This is a genomic window from Bifidobacterium sp. SKU (assembly GCF_026016405.1).
Taxonomy (GTDB): Bacteria; Actinomycetota; Actinomycetes; order Actinomycetales; family Bifidobacteriaceae; genus Bifidobacterium; species Bifidobacterium bifidum.
Window position 1 is genome coordinate 1550975 of the sequence record NZ_CP092890.1, and the last position, 16989, is coordinate 1567963.

Sequence of the window (16989 nt, forward strand, 5' to 3'; positions counted from 1 at the left end):
ATTGAAACGGAACAAGCAATAGTGGAATTCACCTAATGACTTAGTAGCTGAATAACGAACATAATAATGACAATAACGACATGTCGGCTGAACCGAAAGGAGACAACCGACATGACGCCATTCTCACGTAATCAATCGATGCAGTTTATAGTGTTGATGCAAAGAACGGAATCAAGCATGTGGTCTGAAACACGAACCTGCGGCGCGAAGATACGCGTCGCGCGCTCATTGACGTCTGGCAGTAATTCTATGCACAGGCAATGCTTCGCCTCAACATATCCTTCCTGCCTAGTCGACTTACTTGGTAACGTCTCGACTTCGGTATCCATAATCATTCGCCTCCTTTCACTAACAGTTGCCGCATTTATTACACCGCTGTGAACGATATATATATATGATTCGTTACATCAGCATCAGAGAGAAACATCTTCATTCCCTTTCTCGTTTATGGTAGGAGCTATTCACTATTTAGGAGGTGCTGCTCTTGTTGGTCAATTTAGAATCACATGGCACCAGATCCGTAGAAATCAAAGGGCATTTCGCCTTTGTCCATTTTTACAGACAACCAGTTTCCGGCCTTCTTCTGGAAGTTACATGTCTCGCTTCCTCCTCGCGACTACGAAAGACACATTCAATCAATAGTTGACTTCCTGGTGATGAGAAAAGTCGATTTCAAATTGCCGGATATGACGTTCCCTCAAATACTATTCAACAGCAATTGGAATCGTGCATACAATATCTGACGTTCAAAAGGGAAGCCCTCATCCCCTATGGGTGGAACGATACAGCAGAGCATCCTGTATATGGAGATGACGTCAACAGTCTCTTCGATGTAATCGAACTATTCATATCAACAGAAAGAAGAAAAAACCGTGACTGAAAAACGTCAGGAAAAAGAATCAACAATCTCACCATGGAGGGTGAGGGATTACCGGTCCTGGTTCGTGGCTGACACTGCGTCAGCACTGGGAACCACAATCGGCGGATTTGCGTTCACGCTGGTGGCATATGCGGTAAGCCATGATGTAACTACGGCAGGTATGGTCGGCACCGTGTTCGCACTGTGCGAAGGTTTGGGAACACTTCCAGGCGGGCACCTGTCGGATAGAATCGATCGCAAGAAACTCATGATTGTTTTCGGTCTTATATCGGCTGTAACACTGTGTGTGATGACATTGGCCCTGGTTGCGAAAATGATGTCGGCCCCTTTGCTATTCCTGTTTGCCATTGTACGGGGACTCACTTCCGGTGTGTTTTCCAATGTGTCCAATATCATCTTGCCTCAAATCGTCACCGGGAATCAGCTGGTGCAAGCCTATTCCGCGAATGAATCGCGCGATGCATGCATCCAATTGTTCTCCAAACCGCTGTCAGGGTTCCTGTACGGATTAGGCCCCGAGATTCCATTCCTGATCAGCGCCGTCCTGTATGCGCTGATGTCCGTTGCGACTCCGCTGATTCGTTCGGATCTACGGCCCAAGAACGACGCCTCCCCATCGGATTCCGATGATTCCACGAAGAAAACACCACGAAACCACATTGGCGGCAGTTCATCGCATTCATCGTTGATCGAAGGCTTTGCATGGTACACGCGATGGCCACAAGCAGTATCCGTATTCAGCAGTGTGCTCTTGTTGAATTGTGTCCTCACCCTGATGGTCAGCATTGTGATTCTGAATCAACAGATGCTGAACATTCCCGGCTGGCAGATTGGGCTCATCTCAACCGGAAGCGGTGTCGGACTGCTGAGCGGGTCGTTTCTGACCACTCCCCTTGCCAACCGTCTGACGGGAGGCAGAACAGTACAAGTTTCCTTCATCATCATGGTAGGATGCGCTTTACAGCCATTCACCCAGAATACATATCTACTGGCCGGATGCATGGCGATCATGAATCTCATGGTCGTTCCCGCCAATTCCGTCCTTGGTGCCTACGCGTCGCTGATCATTCCGAATGATTTGCGTGGCCGCGTGTTCTCAGTGTTCTCCTTGTTTAACATCACGCTTGCCTCATTGGCGTCCGGTATTGCGGGAATCATGCTTTCCTCTCTGGGGTACATGATTGCGGCGGCGACCACCGCCGCAATCATGACAGGTACCGTATTACTGGCCTTCATGAGTAACGGTATTCGTGAAATACCTGACAAGGCGGCTTTCTCGAACCTTGAACCGTGGCGCTGACTACTCTCGCGATATCCGCAGCCGCCTACCCGCAATGAGGACGAGCCCCGACGTGAGAGTTACAACCGCGAGCATGAAGACCACCGTCACGGCCGCGCCCGTGTGAGCCAGCCGGACGGTCGATCCGCCCAGACCCGCACCTGAAGGCCTCTGAATAGTTGCACCATGCTGCTGCCCATCGCCGTTGCTCGGGTCGGCGACAAACACTGACCGGTCGATCTGCACGTTGACGATTCGCGTCGTCTCTGTGGTGTCGAAGTTGTTGTCGGTGAGCAGGCTCAGATCGAGCCGGCCATTGTCGTCCGTATGGGTGATGACCAGATCCTCGAAGTTGTCAAGCAACGGGTTGGCGTCCATGTATTGCACATTCGGCTTGAACTGGGCGCCAAGGGTCAGCTTGCCGCCGAAATCGGCGAGTTCCGTGACCGGCAGGAACGACGAGTCGGCGCTCTTCGACAGCGACGCGACATCGGAGACGTCCGGGGCGGCTGCGATGCCGTGCGCATACGCAAGCTTTATGACGTACCCATGGGTCTGGTCCCAGGAGCGTTCCAGCACCAGGAATCCGTCCTCGCCAATCGCCGCGAACTCGGTGATGCCCATGTTCACGTCGGCGGCCTTGAACGCCACCTGCTTGACAAGCTTCCACTGTCCCTTGGCGCCTTTCACGTCGTCACGGTAGACCAGCGCGCGGCGGGCTGTGGTGGCGATGTCCTTGCCGCTGGGCGAATCGTTCTTGAGGGCGTACTCGTTGCCGACCACGATCTGATGGCCGGACGGCGATACCGTCAGCGCTTCCAGGCTCTTGTTGTGCACGGCCTGTCCCCTGCAGTTGATGTCGAACAGTTCAGGCACGGGCAACTCGTTCTTCTGACGGCCGTCGATGCCGAAGATACGGATCTTCGGCTGCTCATGCTCGCCTTCCGCCGCGTTCGGATGGCCTTCGGAGGTGAGCAGGAAGTCGCCGTTCGGCAGCACGCCGAGCCCCTCATCATCAGTGGTTTCGCCGTTGTATGGCGTACCGTTCTCATCGGTCAGGACGATGCTGCCGGTCGGAGCCGCCTTGTCGAGATCGTTGCCCAGCAGCCATAGGCGAGCGACATCGGTACCATGATTGTCCATTGCGGACACATATTGTCCGAGCTTCCTGTTGTACGCCGTCGAGGACAGTCCGCCGAACGCTATCGGCTCCGACGTGCCGGTGCCGTCGCTGAATCCGTTAGCCGACCAGTAGTCAAGGCGATCGTTTCTGCCGAGTGCCGTGACGTACTGTGACAGGCGACCGCTTGCCGAGTCGTCGAATCCTGCCGCCGTCTTCTGGAACGGTTCCGCTTCGACATCGAGGATGCGCGTGGTCTGGGTGGCGCTGTAGTTGTCGTCGCTGATGATGGAGATAGCGGCCTTGTATTCACCGTCACCGCGATACCACGAGGCATCGGGAGTGGCGAGCTGGTCGAGGTTCGTGATGACGAGCCCTTCGTAGTTATCCATCAGAGGGTTCGCCTGATGAGCGCCGGGTTTCGCGGAGGCGCCCAGATCCGGCAACTTGTCCAGCTCGCCGATCTGGCGGGATTTCACGAACTCGGATGCATTCTTCGGGTCGTTGAGGTTCGCCACACCGGAAACATCCGGCGCGCCATTCAGCCCGGAGACGTACGAGAGTGCCACCTTGTTGCCGGTCTCGCTGTTCCATGAACGTTGCAGGACGTACAGGGAGTCTTCGGAATCGAGGACGATATCGGAGATGTCCAGTCCCGGTACCGTGTGGAAGCCCACCTGTTTGACGAGCGTCCACTGGCCGGCCTTGCCCGTCACGTCGTCACGGTATACGAGGAAGCGCCGCGCGTCGCTCCGGTTCTGGTAGACGTCAGACTTGAGCGTGCCTTCCATGGCCGATACGAGTTCGTGCCCTGTCGGAGACAGGCTCAATCCTTCCAGCGTAAGGTTATGCGACGCCTGACCCTTGGGCGTGTTGATGTCGAACAGCTGCGGAACCTCAAGCTCCCCCTTCTGCCGCCCATTGGCGTCGAAGATCCTGATTGTCGGGTGTTCGGCCTGATTCCTGCCCGCAGGGGGAATGCCTTCCGAGCTGATGGCGAAATCGCCGTCGGGCAGCACCGCTATGCCCTCGTTGTCCGTCGTGTTGCCGTTATAGGGCGTCCCATTAACATCGGTAAACGTCACCGGATCACGCGTGATGGACGGGTTGTGCAGGTCCTTGCCGAGGAACCACACCCGAGATTCGTCACTCCCATGGTTGTCGGATTGCGCCACATATGAATCCGCGGTTTTGTCCCACGTGAGACCCGACAGTCCCCCGACTCGAATCCCCTTGTAATCGAGCTTGTCCAGCGCATCGTTGTAGGCAACGGCCTTGACCTGATTCTGTGCGCCAATATCAGTCGTGCCCTCGGCTGATACCGCTGGAATCATGACGGATGCGAACAGCATGCATGTCGTCGCCGTCACCGCGGCTATTCTCTTGTTCATGGTTTTCCCTTCCGAACGTTACCGTTCACATGGCCATGCTGGCTCTGCAAGGTATCGGGAAGGGGAATAATCACGCGTCTGCAGATGAACGATACATGAAAAGACGGCGACATCGTTGTCCACCTGTATGGAATTCGCCTGTATGGGTCCCTGGAATACGAAAGTGGGTCCTGAAACCTCAAGCAAGGTTTCAGGACCCACTCAGAACGCTAGTTCAAGCGTGTCGAGTTCTTCGCTGATGGGAATCAGGCGAGGATCTTGGTGACACGGCCCGAGCCGACGGTGTGGCCGCCTTCACGCACAGCGAAGGTCAGGCCCTCCTCCATAGCGATGGGCTGAATCAGCTCAACGGTGAAGGTCGCGTGGTCGCCAGGCTGAACCATCTCGACGCCTTCCGGCAGCTCGATGACGCCGGTGACGTCGGTGGTGCGGAAGTAGAACTGCGGACGGTAGTTGGAGAAGAACGGCGAGTGACGGCCGCCCTCGTCCTTGGTCAGCACGTAGACTTCGCCCTCGAACTTGGTGTGCGGGGTGACGGAGCCCGGCTTGGCCACAACCTGACCACGCTCGACGTCCGTACGGTTGATGCCGCGGAGCAGCAGACCGGTGTTGTCGCCAGCCTCGCAGGCGTCCATGGTCTTGTGGAACGTCTCGATGGAGGTAACGGTGGTGGTCTGGGTCGGGCGGATGCCGACGATCTCGACCGGGGTGTTGACGGCCAGCTGGCCACGCTCAACACGACCGGTGACGACGGTACCACGGCCGGAGATGGTGAAGACGTCCTCGATAGGCATCAGGAACGGCTTGTCCAGGTCGTGAACCGGGGTCGGGATGTACTCGTCGACGGCGTCCATCAGGTCCTTGACGGTCTGGACCCACTTGTCGTGGTCCGGAGCGTCATCGTGCAGAGCGCCGTAGGCGGAGGTACGGATGACCGGGCAGTCGCGGTCGAAGCCGTTCTCGTCGAGGAGGTCACGGACCTCTTCCTCAACGAGCTCGATGAGCTCCTCGTCCTCGACCATGTCGCACTTGTTCAGGGCGACGAGGATACGCGGGACACCCACCTGACGGGCGAGCAGAACGTGCTCGCGGGTCTGGGCCATCGGGCCGTCGGTGGCGGCCACAACGAGGATGGCGCCATCCATCTGGGCAGCACCGGTGATCATGTTCTTCACGAAGTCGGCGTGGCCCGGGCAGTCCACGTGAGCGTAGTGACGCTTCGCGGTCTGGTACTCGATGTGGGCGATGTTGATGGTGATACCACGCTGCTGCTCTTCGGGAGCGGCGTCGATCTGGTTGAAGTCGTACTCAGGGTTCAGATCCGGGTACTCTTCGTGCAGCACCTTGGAGATGGCCGCGGTCAGGGTCGTCTTACCGTGATCGACGTGGCCGATGGTACCAATGTTAACGTGCGGCTTAGTACGCTCGTACTTTTCCTTTGCCATGTAATTGTCCTCCTGGACGTCTCGTGTAGTTGGCTTGCGCTTGCGGCACAAGACACTCGCTACATTGTACTGGGTTTCTGGGTTTCTTGCCACTTTGGAGCCAGAACCCAGTCAGCGGTATATGATTTTACCGCTGACTGGAGACACTTACGGCTTCAAAACAGCTGCGCGTGTCACTCCCCGCGCTGGGCCTTGATGATCTCGTCCGAGACCGACTTCGGCACCTCGGCGTAAGAGTCCATCTGCATGGTGAACATGGCGCGGCCCTGGGTCTTGGAACGAAGGTCGCCGATGTAGCCGAACATCTCGGACAGCGGGACCTTGGCGTCGATGACCTTGACGCCGGTGGCATCGGTCATGGACTGGATGTTACCACGACGCTGGTTCAGATCGCCGATGACATCGCCCATGTACTCCTCCGGAGTACGGACTTCGACGGCCATGATCGGTTCCAGGATGACGGGCTTCGCCTTGGGAGCGGCTTCCTTGAACGCCATCGAACCGGCGATTTTGAAGGCCATTTCCGAGGAGTCGACCGGGTGCATCTGGCCGTCGTAGATCGTGGCCTTGACGCCGACCACCGGGAAGCCGGCGAGCACGCCGGATTCCATGGCTTCCTTGACACCGGCCTCGATGGGCCCGATGAACTCGGCGCTGATGTGGCCACCAGTAACCTTGTTCTCGAACTCGAAGGTCTCGCCGGCCTCGGTGTCGAGGGGCTCGAAGTTCATGAACACCTTTGCGAACTGGCCGGAACCACCGGTCTGCTTCTTGTGGGTGTAGACCTCGTTGAGCACGGGCTTGCGGATGGTCTCGCGGTAGGCGACCTGCGGCTTGCCGACGTTGCACTCGACCTTGAACTCGCGGCGCATACGGTCGACGATGATGTCGAGCTGGAGCTCGCCCATACCTGCGATCAGGGTCTGGCCGGACTCTTCGTCGGTGGTGACCTGGAAGGTCGGATCCTCGTCGGAGAGCTTCGCGAGGGCGATGCCCATCTTCTCCTGGTCGGCCTTGGTCTTCGGCTCCACGGCCACCTGGATGACGGGATCCGGGAAGGTCATGGATTCAAGGGAGATCGGGGCCTTCTCGTCGCACAGGGTGTCACCGGTGGACACGTTCTTCAGACCGACGAACGTGTAGATGTTGCCGGCTTCGGCGGCGTCGACCGGGTTCTCCTTGTCGGCGTGCATCTGGAAGATCTTGCCGATGCGCTCCTTCTTGCCCTTGGTGGAGTCGAGCACGTTGTCGCCGGGCTTGACGGCACCGGAGTAGACGCGCACGAACACGAGCTTGCCGTAGAACGGGTGGGTCGAGATCTTGAAGACCAGGGCCGCGAACGGGTCAGAGGTCAGCGGCTTGCGGTCGATCTCGACGGACTCGTCGCCCGGCTTGAAGCCCTTGATGGACGGAACGTCCTTGGGAGACGGCAGGAAGTCGATGACGGCATCGAGCATCGGCTGCACGCCCTTGTCCTTGAACGCGGAACCGCACAGAACCGGGTACGCCTTGCGCTCGATGGTGAGCTTGCGGATACCGGCGCGGATCTCGTCCTCGGTCAGTTCGCCGGACTCAAGGTACTTCTCGGTCAGCTCGTCGCTGGCCTCGGCGACGTCGTCCAGCAGCTGAGCGCGGTATTCCTCGGCCTTGTCCCGCAGGTCGGCGGGGATGTCGACGGTGTCGTAGTGTGCACCCTGATCGGTGGAGACGTCGTTCCAGACGTACGCCTTCATGCGGATCAAGTCGACGACGCCGGCGAAGTCGTTCTCAGCGCCGATCGGCAGCTGCACGACGAGCGGCTTGGCGCCGAGCTTGTCCTTGATGGTCTGCACCGAGAAGTAGAAGTCGGCACCGAGCTTGTCCATCTTGTTGATGAAGCAGATGCGCGGCACGCCGTACTTGTCGGCCTGACGCCACACGGTCTCGGACTGGGGCTCCACGCCTTCCTTGCCGTCGAAGACGGCGACGGCGCCATCGAGCACGCGCAGGGAGCGCTCAACCTCGGCCGTGAAGTCCACGTGGCCGGGGGTGTCGATGATGTTGATCTGGAACTTTTCCTTGGTGTCGTGGGACTGACGGTTCCAGAAGCAGGTGGTGGCGGCGGACTGGATGGTGATGCCGCGCTCCTGCTCCTGAGCCATGAAGTCCATCGTCGAAGCGCCGTCGTGGGTCTCACCGATCTTGTAGTTCTTGCCGGTGTAGAAGAGGATGCGCTCGGTGGTGGTGGTCTTACCGGCATCGATGTGTGCCATGATGCCGATGTTGCGGATCATGCGCAGATCCGTAAGCACGTCTAGTGCCATTGCTGTTCCTTGCTCTCGATCTCGAAATTACCAGCGGTAGTGAGCGAAGGCCTTGTTGGCCTCTGCCATCTTATGAGTATCCTCGCGGCGCTTGACAGAAGCACCGAGGCCGTTGGAGGCGTCGAGGATCTCGTTGGCGAGACGCTCGGCCATCGTCTTCTCGCGACGGGCGCGGGAGAAGTCGGTCAGCCAGCGCAGCGACAGCGTGTTGGCGCGGGCGGGCTTGACCTCGACCGGCACCTGGTAGGTGGCGCCACCGACACGGCGGGAACGCACCTCGAGGGACGGACGGATGTTGTCAAGAGCGCGCTTGAGAACGGCGACCGGCTCCTGGTCGGTCTTCTCCTTGACCATGTCGAGCGCGGAGTACACGATGTCCTCGGCGATCGACTTCTTGCCGTCAAGCAGAATCTTGTTGATGAGCTGGGCCACGACGGTCGAGCCGTAGATCGGATCGGGCAGCAGCTGGTGCTTCTTAGCAGGTCCTTTACGTGACATTTCTCTTACTTCGCCTTCTTTGCTCCGTACAGGGAACGACCCTGCTTGCGGTCCTTGACACCCTGGGTATCGAGCGCGCCACGCACGATGTGGTAACGCACACCCGGCAGATCCTTGACACGGCCGCCGCGCACGAGCACGATGGAGTGCTCCTGCAGATTGTGGCCTTCGCCCGGGATGTAGGCGGTGACTTCGATGCCCGAGGACAGGCGCACACGAGCGACCTTACGCAGAGCCGAGTTCGGCTTCTTCGGGGTGGTGGTGTAGACACGGGTGCACACGCCGCGGCGCAGCGGGCTGCCCTTCAGAGCCAAAGTCTTCGACTTCTTCGGCTTTGCCTGACGTCCCTTACGGACGAGCTGTTCAATAGTAGGCAACTTGAATTCTCCGATTCAGTGGTTTCTTCCTTTTCGTGAAGCCGCCGCACTGCAGCCCACGCCCACGACCATGAATCGTCATAAGCAGCCACAGTCCACCGGCCCGATGGCCCGTATCTCTTTCACAGTCCGCATTGCTGCGCGCGATCCAATCAAGATCCGGGATATCCCAGCGCGTACTCCTATCACATAAGGCGCACCACTGGCACACACAAGTATCTATATTACTTCCACCGCGGACAACGACACGCTTGTCGTGACGGCAGACGAGACAGGCAGATAAACGAAAACCCTCCGCATGGGAGGGTTTTCAGTGGGGTGGATAACGCGGCTTGAACGCGCGACCTTCTGAACCACAATCAGATGCTCTACCAACTGAGCTATATCCACCATGTGAGTCGTTCCAGCGAACTAGATTAACGCAACAGAGGGATACTATACACGAAATATCAAGCCGCGTCACCGCGGCGTGTCGCGCAGCCGCCCAGTATCATTCACTGCGCGATTTTGTGCGTTTCCACCTCGACAGACGGGCGATATGTTCATTTCTGTGCGATTTTTGGGCACATGAAAACACCTGCAAACATTATGTTTTTTACGGCCCTCAAACTTGAATATGTTCGTTTCCACAGGTACAATGAAACACGAAGGCCGGAGTTGTTATCAGCAGGGGAACCCTGTTGATTGCAATGAAGCGCACAAAGCAGTAGCGCAACGTCTTCACGATAATTAAATACCGAGGCAAACAGAAACAATGCAGCACGCAAGCGAAGCAGTGCGAAGCGACACGATGATGAGTACGCCATCAGAAGACATCGCCATACGGCAACGACATCATCGTTCGGCGACACAGTGTGGAGCGTATTACGCTGAGCAGCTCAGCCTGAGATATCCGCGGTAGTTGTGAGCCGCAGACGGGAAGAGTACAACAGCGAAGAGGCAGAGAATCCGCAGAGCCGGCAACGCAGCTACGGCCGCAGTTGACGAGGAAGCGGCACAATGCCGGCTCTGCTGCAACGTGACCACACCTTTCATAACAGAAGAGACTCCTTTCGCAAGGGCGCCGGATGCTGATCCACATCCGGCGCCCTTGTTTATGACGCGCGGTCTGCGGAACGCGGCCTGCGTCACGCGGCCGTACATGACCCATGCGCGGTACACTCGCTACATACCCTGATGCATCCGCACCACGACACAGCGCGACAAGGAGCCGACATGCTGTCTTTCGGAAACGATTATTCCTATGGGGCCTGCCCCGAGATCCTCGACCGTCTCGCGCGGACCAACGACACGGCGTTCCCCGGATACGGCAGCGACGCGGCCTGCGAAGATGCCAAGCGCAGGATCCGCGAAGCATGCGAGACGCCCGACGCCGACGTGTGGTTCCTCGTCGGCGGCACGCAGACCAACCAGACCGTGATCGACACCATGCTCGCCCCGTACGAGGGCGTCGTCACCGTTGATTCCGGCCATCCGAACGTGCACGAGGCCGGCGCCATCGAGTCGACCGGCCACAAGGTGATCACGCTCCCCCATCACGCGGGCAAGCTCGACGCCGCCGAGCTCGACGACTATTGCGCCACCTTCTATGCCGACGACAACCACGAGCACATGGTGTTCCCCGGACTGGTCTACATCTCGCACCCCACCGAGTACGGCACGATCTACGGCAAGGCCGAGCTTGAGGCCATCGCCGAGACCGCCCACCGGCACGGCATGCCGCTGTTCGTGGACGGCGCACGACTCGGCTACGGACTGACCGCCGCCGGCACCGACGTGACGCTGCCGGACCTCGCCCGCATCGCCGACGTGTTCTACATCGGAGGCACCAAGGTCGGCGCGCTGTTCGGCGAGGCCGTCGTCTTCACCAAGGGCAATACGCCGAAGCATTTTCTCACGCAGATCAAGCAGCACGGCGCATTGCTGGCCAAAGGTTGGCTGCTCGGGCTTCAGTTCGGCACGCTGTTCACCGATGACCTGTACCTGCGCATCGCAGCCAACGCGAACCGGCAGGCGGACCGGATCCGCGAGGCGCTGCGCGAGCGCGGCTACACACTGACCTTCGAGGCGCCGACGAACCAGGTCTTCGTCACCTTGGACCATCCGACCATCGAACGGCTGCAGGCCCATGTACGCATGGGCTTCATGGAGAAGGCCGACAACGAGCATACGGTGATGCGCCTGTGCACCAGCTGGGCGACGACCGACGAGCAGGTTGACCAGCTCATCGCGTTGCTGTGAACAGCCGCGAGGCCGACGCCGGGCCTAGGCCTTCGCGTCGGCGATGGCCTCGCGCTCCATGGCGACGAACTTCGCGACCGACGCCTCGACCGAATAATCGGCCTTCGCGTGTTCGGCGTACCGTCCGCCCCAAACGGCCAGCTCGTGCGGATGATCGATCCACCAATCGATGCGCCGGGCGAGCATCGCCACGTCGCGAGCCGGGAACAGGGACTCGTCCAACAACGCGAACTGGCTCGCCGCGCTCAACTCGGCGGATGCGATCACAGGCACCAGCCCCGACGCCATGCCCTCGATGACGCTCAACGATTCGATGTCCACGATCGACGGATGCACGAACAGGTCACATGAGCGCAGCAGCGCCGGCATCTCGGCGTTCTTGTGGAACCCGATTTGCGCCTTGCGCTCCAGAAGCCGGTCGGCGCGGAACCGCAGGTAATGCTGCAACGGCCCGGTTCCGCAGATGATCAGTTCGATGTCCTTCGCGTGACGGCAGCGAGAAATCGCCTTGATCAACGTGATCTGGTCCTTCTCATGGGAAAGACGCCCCGAGGCGACGATGCGGAACGGCACCGGCGCGGGGGCTCCGTCCGAACGCTGCCGTTTGGGGGTGAACCGCGGCACGTAGCCGTTTGATATCACGTGCAGCTTCGCCTTGTACCCGTGCGCGCGCAACTGTCCGGCGATCATTTCGGTGGGCGCGTGGATATGGCCGATGCGCCGGTACAGCCAGAAGCGGAACAGGGCGTACAGAAAACCCGACATCCCAGGCAGGTATTTCAGCGGACCGGCCGAATACATGACATTCTCCGGCTGGAGGTGGAATCCCGCGGTCACGGGAATACCCATGCTCCGCGCGACCTTGTACGCGCACCGCCCGAACTTGAACGGCAGATACAGATGCACGACATCCGCTCCGGCGAACGCCGTGCGGAACAGCGTATCGCTTGGCTTGGCGAACTGCATCTGTTGTTTGGCGGCCACCCAGGAGACCAGCGGCACCTTGTTGACCCGTGCCGGATATTCGGGGGCGCCGATGCCGACGAGTCTGACATGGTGACCCTGCCGCTCCAATTCGTGCGCATACTGCAATGCGGAGTTCGACGTGCCGTTGCCCTTGTTGCCGATGGTGTCCATGACCAGCACGATGGTCATGGGGCGATCCAAGACCGACCTGTCCTGGGGGTGCGGTTCTTCGTTCTTGTTGTCTCGCATTGTTTCATCCTATCTCGCAGTCTCGCGAATCACGACCGAGACGCGCACGGTGGCCGGCCACATGCCTTCGCCGCATGTCTCCATGGCCGCGTCCTCGTTGACGCAATGTACTCGCCCCCCCTGAACGTTGGCCCGGCGCGGGTTAACCGCCCGGTAAGAACTATTGTCACGCGGGCGGATTGCCGACGCAAGCGTCCGGTCATACGGGAAATCTATGACCGCCTATCATGACGAACGATGCCGACGTCCGGAGGATGTCCGGACGTCGGCATCATTTACCGACACGCCGTTCCTCGAGCCGTGCGATACGTGCCCGGAGAACGGTTTGCCGTCAGGACTCGCGCCTCTTGCGCCCCGTCAGCGCGCAGCCGGCGGCCATCATCGAGACCGCGAGCACGCCAACCGGCACGATCGAGGCGCCGGTCGCGGCGATGGACTGGTTCTTGTCCTTGCCGGCGTTCTTGTCGGCATCCTTGTCGGTGTTCGGCTTCTGGCCGTCGCCCGGAGTCGTCGTACCCGGCTCGTCGCCCGGACCCGGATTCGGGTTGGGATCCGGGTCAGGATCAGGCTTCGGCGTCGGGTCAGGATCGGGTTCAGGATCAGGCTTCGGATCCGGGTCGGGATCGGCTTTCTCCGCCACCGTGACCGTCACCGAGGCCGTCACCGACGGCACCGCGACGGATGCGACGGTGACTGTGGCCGTACCGGCCTTCAGCGCCTTCACCGTGCCGTCCTCGCCGACGCTGACCGCGTCACCTGCGACCGTCCACGTGACCGACTGGTCGACGGCATCCTCGGGGGTGACCGTGACACCGAGACCAACGCTCTGGCCGACGGTCATGTCCAGCTTGCCGTCCTTGACTCCCTCGCCGGTGACGGCGAGGCCGGTGACCTGAGGCGCCTCCGGCATCTCAACGCCGACGAACCGGGCGTCCGCCCAATCCGCGTGATCGCCCCACGTCTCGCTGCCCGCGCCGACGGCCAGCGTGATGGTCTTGGCACCTTCGGGGATGTCGACGGAGACCTTCGCCATCGGCGTGTCGTGCTGCATCGCCGTCTTCTCGAAGACGACCTCACCATCAATCATCACCTGGAAGTCGACATTTGCGTGGTCGCGGTCGACGCCGGTCAGCTCGCGGTCCACGCCGACGTACGCCTCGAAGCGGATCGCCCCGAGATCGGACACGTCGTACACGATGCGCGAGGCCGCGTGGGTGCCGATGCCCTTGTCGAACGTCTGCTCCTTCTCGCCGTCCCACAGCGTGATCGTGTTGTTGCCGCAGCTCTTGTCCTTGCGCACCGGGTTGGTGTTGGGGTCGCCGGACGTGGCCGACTCCCACGCCAGATCGGAGGCGTAGACGCTGTCCGTGCCGGTCACGGCAACCTTATAGGAGACGGTGCTGCCGCCGGACGTGACGTCCAGCTCGAACGTGTTGTCGCCCTGGTATACGGTGACGTCCCGGGTGAGGCTTCCCTGCTGCGCATCGCCGACTGGGACCCTCTTCGAGCCGTTCACCCGCATCAGCTGCAATGTGGCAGTCGGGTCGAAGGACGAGGCGACGACCTGCGTCTTGGAGCGCATCGTCGACGCCGTATACTGCAGGCGTCCGTGCTCCACCGAGATGGCGTTGCCACCGACCGACAGCGCTGCCAGACCCGTGTCAACGCCGCCAATGCGGTCGATCACGAAACGGTAGGTGTTGGCGGTGATGCCGTCGGTCGCGGTGACCGTGGCTTCGATGACGTTGCGGCCACGCGCCAGCTTCACGTCGGCGCCCGTGGCGTCGATGGCCTTGCCGTTCAACGTCGCCTTGACGCTGGCATCGGCATCCGTCGCCTTGAACGCCGCGCGTGCGGTGAGGGCCGAGTCCGCGCCGAAGTAGTACAGCGTGCCCGGCTTGAAGTCGAACGACTTGGACAGGCCGTCGATGGTGGCGGACGACAGCGTGGCCACCGAGGACGGGTGCCCGTCCAGCGGGTCGGCGGACGTGCCGGGGGTCGGCGCCGTGGCGGTCGAGGCGCTCACCCGTACGTTGACGACGGAGCCGGGCATGCGCCGGGCGCCGGCGATGACGTAGGTGCGGACCGTTGTCTCGCCTTCGCCGACCGCGGTGATCGTGCCGTCCTGGTCGACCGAGGCGACCGCCGCGTCGTCGGACACGTACGCGATGCTGCCGGTGACGGGGACGAGACCGTCCGCGCCGACCTTGGCCGAATCGTCGCTGACGTTCACCTCGGAGGCACCCATATTGGCCAGGTCGATACCGGCCTTGACGCCGACGTCGTACGTGTTGCCGCCGAACACGACCTGCTTGCATCCGTTGAGACGGAACAGGCGCGATCCCGACACCTGGCTCACCGACGCGGTCGCATCGATTCGGCGGGTGTCTCCGACGGCGAGCGCCACGTCCGCGTCGCCGCCCAGCGTGACCGTATCGTCGGGGTTCTCACGGTAGATCTTGTTGTCGCGGAAGGTCAGGTCGCTGACGCTCTTCGCGTTGAGCACCCGGTTGCCGTTGACGTAGAAGGTGTTGCCTTCGATCGTCATGTTCTTGTGCACGGTGTCGGTGGTGGACACGGTCGGGTTCGTCGGCTCCACCAGGATCGCGTCGGATCCGCTGCGGCGGAACGTGTTGCCGCGGATCGTCACGTCGCGGGTCGGGCCGGATTCGTACCAGCTCTGCGCATCGTTGGAGATGTAGATGCCGGCCATGCCCATGCCGTCGAACAGGTTGTTCTCGATGGTCACCTTCTTGCGGGTGGTGACCAGGATGCCGCGGGTCGGCGTCTCCTTGAAGACATTGTCGTGGATGTTGACCTCGGGCGTGTACGTGATGTTCTCCACCACGTGGCTGTTGACCGCGACGGCGGAGGGGATGGCGCTGTCGAGCGTGAGGACGATGTCGGTCAGGCTGCCCGACCCCGCGCCCATGTCACCGCCCTGGCCGTCGGGCCCGTCGACGGCGGTGACGGTGCGCACGGAGTCGGAGACCGGGAGCATGTCGCCCTTGGTCATGAACTCGACCTGGTCGCCGACGAAGAACGACGGGAATCCAGCGGTCTCGTTGTGCATGTAGCGCACCTTGATCTTGGTGTCGGAGATCTTCTCCACCACCTGCAGGAAGGTGCCATGCACGTTGATCGGGTCGTCATGCGGGTTGGAGAAGCTGGAGTTCGCAACGGTGATGACACCCTTGCAGCCCGACATCTGCACGAAGTCGGCGTATCCTGCGGTGCTGCGGCCGGTGCCTTCGCCGGTACCGAAGTGCAGCCCGTCCATCGTGATGGTGTCGGTCGACTGGCCGACCACGCCGAAGCCGTGCAGGAAGCGGAAGTCGATGCCCTTGAGCGTGACGTCCTTGTCCTTCCACAGGAACACGCCCGGGTGGTCTCGCGTGGTCTGTCGCATCTGATAGCTGATGCCCGTGGCGTTGGCGAGCTTGTCGCTCATCGACGAGTACGAGAAGACCAGCCGGTGGTTGCCGGCGTCGGTGATGCCGGTGACGTTCTGGAATATGGGGTTGGTCCATACGTCGCCGCGCACGGTCAGTCCGGTCTTCGTGTCATAGAGCTGCACGTACGGCAGGGCGTTGCTTGCCGTCCAGTACGTGGCGCCGGTGTACGGGCTGGAATCGGAATACCATTCGATGTTCGAGCCCGACAGCCTGTAGTTGTATTCCTCGGGCACGTACACGGTCGCGGTCTTGGCGCCCGCATCCACTTTTTCGACGGTCAGGTCGATGACCGTCGGCACCTGGAAGTCCACGCTGAAGTTCTTGAACGTCACGTTCCGGCTGTTGATGGCCGCGAACGTCGTCATTTTGCCGTGGAACACGAAATCCGAACCCTGGCCGTCGACGGTGATGTTCTTCGTGTCCTCAAGCAGGATGCCGATCTTCTTGTCCTTGTAGGACGAGTTCGTGCCGACGGTGTTCGATACGTACAGGGTGCGCCGCTCGGCCTTGTCGGGATAGATGTCGTAGCGCCCCTTGGGGAACGCGATGGTGACGTTCTTACCTTCGGCGGCGAGTTCCTTGGCCTTGTCGACCGCCTTGATGATTGCGGGGGCGCTGTCTTCGCCGCTATCGGCGGCGGCCCCGTAATCGGCGACCGAGACGACGTCTCCTCCGGCCGCCTGCGCGGTGTTCGTGGAGAACAACGGCGCCAGGCATATGAGAGCCGCCGCTAAGGCCGCCGTCACCCCCCCCCGGCCGCTCTCCTATACGCTCTCCTATATCCA

Annotated in this window: 10 protein-coding genes and 1 tRNA gene; 2 read left to right on the plus strand and 9 right to left on the minus strand. The window is 60.6% G+C overall.

The annotated features are described in order from the left end of the window. Positions 1 to 131: 131 nt before the first annotated feature. Positions 132 to 335, minus strand: coding sequence for a hypothetical protein (locus MMB49_RS06660; protein WP_003815483.1), 204 nt, complete (start codon positions 333 to 335; stop codon positions 132 to 134). Positions 336 to 872: 537 nt separating this feature from the next. Here MMB49_RS06660 and MMB49_RS06665 point away from each other — a divergent pair. Beyond that, positions 873 to 2180, plus strand: coding sequence for an MFS transporter (locus MMB49_RS06665; protein ID WP_229941005.1), 1308 nt, complete (start codon positions 873 to 875; stop codon positions 2178 to 2180). Here the strand turns inward: MMB49_RS06665 and MMB49_RS06670 are convergent, their stop codons facing one another. From MMB49_RS06670 to MMB49_RS06695, 6 genes are all read right to left on the minus strand, one after another. After that, on the minus strand, positions 2181 to 4670 hold the full coding sequence (locus MMB49_RS06670) for an esterase-like activity of phytase family protein (protein WP_047270621.1): 2490 nt from the start codon (positions 4668 to 4670) through the stop codon (positions 2181 to 2183). It abuts the gene before it with no gap. A 245-nt stretch (positions 4671 to 4915) separates the two neighbouring features. Further along, a complete protein-coding gene (gene tuf / locus MMB49_RS06675; protein WP_003815489.1) occupies positions 4916 to 6115 on the minus strand; it encodes an elongation factor Tu in 1200 nt (399 codons plus the stop codon). Between the two features lie 173 nt (positions 6116 to 6288). Continuing rightward, entirely contained in the window at positions 6289 to 8418 is a 2130-nt protein-coding gene (gene fusA, locus MMB49_RS06680) for an elongation factor G (RefSeq protein WP_047270623.1), read from the minus strand. Positions 8419 to 8445: 27 nt separating this feature from the next. Beyond that, positions 8446 to 8916: a 30S ribosomal protein S7 gene (gene rpsG / locus MMB49_RS06685; RefSeq protein ID WP_003813834.1), complete on the minus strand. Its 471-nt coding sequence runs from the start codon at positions 8914 to 8916 to the stop codon at positions 8446 to 8448. Positions 8917 to 8921: 5 nt separating this feature from the next. After that, the gene (gene rpsL, locus MMB49_RS06690; protein WP_003813881.1) at positions 8922 to 9293 is read right to left on the minus strand and encodes a 30S ribosomal protein S12; all 372 of its coding nucleotides are present in this window, start codon (positions 9291 to 9293) and stop codon (positions 8922 to 8924) included. A 314-nt stretch (positions 9294 to 9607) separates the two neighbouring features. Beyond that, positions 9608 to 9683, minus strand: a tRNA-His gene (locus MMB49_RS06695). A gap of 825 nt (positions 9684 to 10508) precedes the next feature. Between MMB49_RS06695 and MMB49_RS06700 the strand changes: the two genes are divergently transcribed. Further along, a complete protein-coding gene (locus tag MMB49_RS06700) occupies positions 10509 to 11534 on the plus strand; it encodes a threonine aldolase family protein (RefSeq protein ID WP_014760469.1) in 1026 nt (341 codons plus the stop codon). A 24-nt stretch (positions 11535 to 11558) separates the two neighbouring features. Here MMB49_RS06700 and MMB49_RS06705 read toward each other — a convergent pair whose 3' ends face one another. Both MMB49_RS06705 and MMB49_RS06710 read right to left on the minus strand, forming a co-directional pair. Continuing rightward, the gene (locus tag MMB49_RS06705; RefSeq protein ID WP_013363698.1) at positions 11559 to 12749 is read right to left on the minus strand and encodes a glycosyltransferase; all 1191 of its coding nucleotides are present in this window, start codon (positions 12747 to 12749) and stop codon (positions 11559 to 11561) included. 331 nt (positions 12750 to 13080) lie between these two features. Then, on the minus strand, positions 13081 to 16908 hold the full coding sequence (locus MMB49_RS06710) for an NPCBM/NEW2 domain-containing protein (RefSeq protein ID WP_229941006.1): 3828 nt from the start codon (positions 16906 to 16908) through the stop codon (positions 13081 to 13083). Between the last annotated feature and the right edge of the window lie 81 nt (positions 16909 to 16989).

Bases quoted from the DNA above. Each gene is read 5' to 3' on its own strand.
- MMB49_RS06660 (WP_003815483.1), bottom strand. From the start codon at position 335: ATGATTATGGATACCGAAGTCGAGACGTTACCAAGTAAGTCGACTAGG.
- MMB49_RS06670 (WP_047270621.1), bottom strand. From the start codon at position 4,670: ATGAACAAGAGAATAGCCGCGGTGACGGCGACGACATGCATGCTGTTC.
- tuf (WP_003815489.1), bottom strand. From the start codon at position 6,115: ATGGCAAAGGAAAAGTACGAGCGTACTAAGCCGCACGTTAACATTGGT.
- fusA (WP_047270623.1), bottom strand. From the start codon at position 8,418: ATGGCACTAGACGTGCTTACGGATCTGCGCATGATCCGCAACATCGGC.
- rpsG (WP_003813834.1), bottom strand. From the start codon at position 8,916: ATGTCACGTAAAGGACCTGCTAAGAAGCACCAGCTGCTGCCCGATCCG.
- MMB49_RS06700 (WP_014760469.1), top strand. From the start codon at position 10,509: ATGCTGTCTTTCGGAAACGATTATTCCTATGGGGCCTGCCCCGAGATC.
- MMB49_RS06705 (WP_013363698.1), bottom strand. From the start codon at position 12,749: ATGCGAGACAACAAGAACGAAGAACCGCACCCCCAGGACAGGTCGGTC.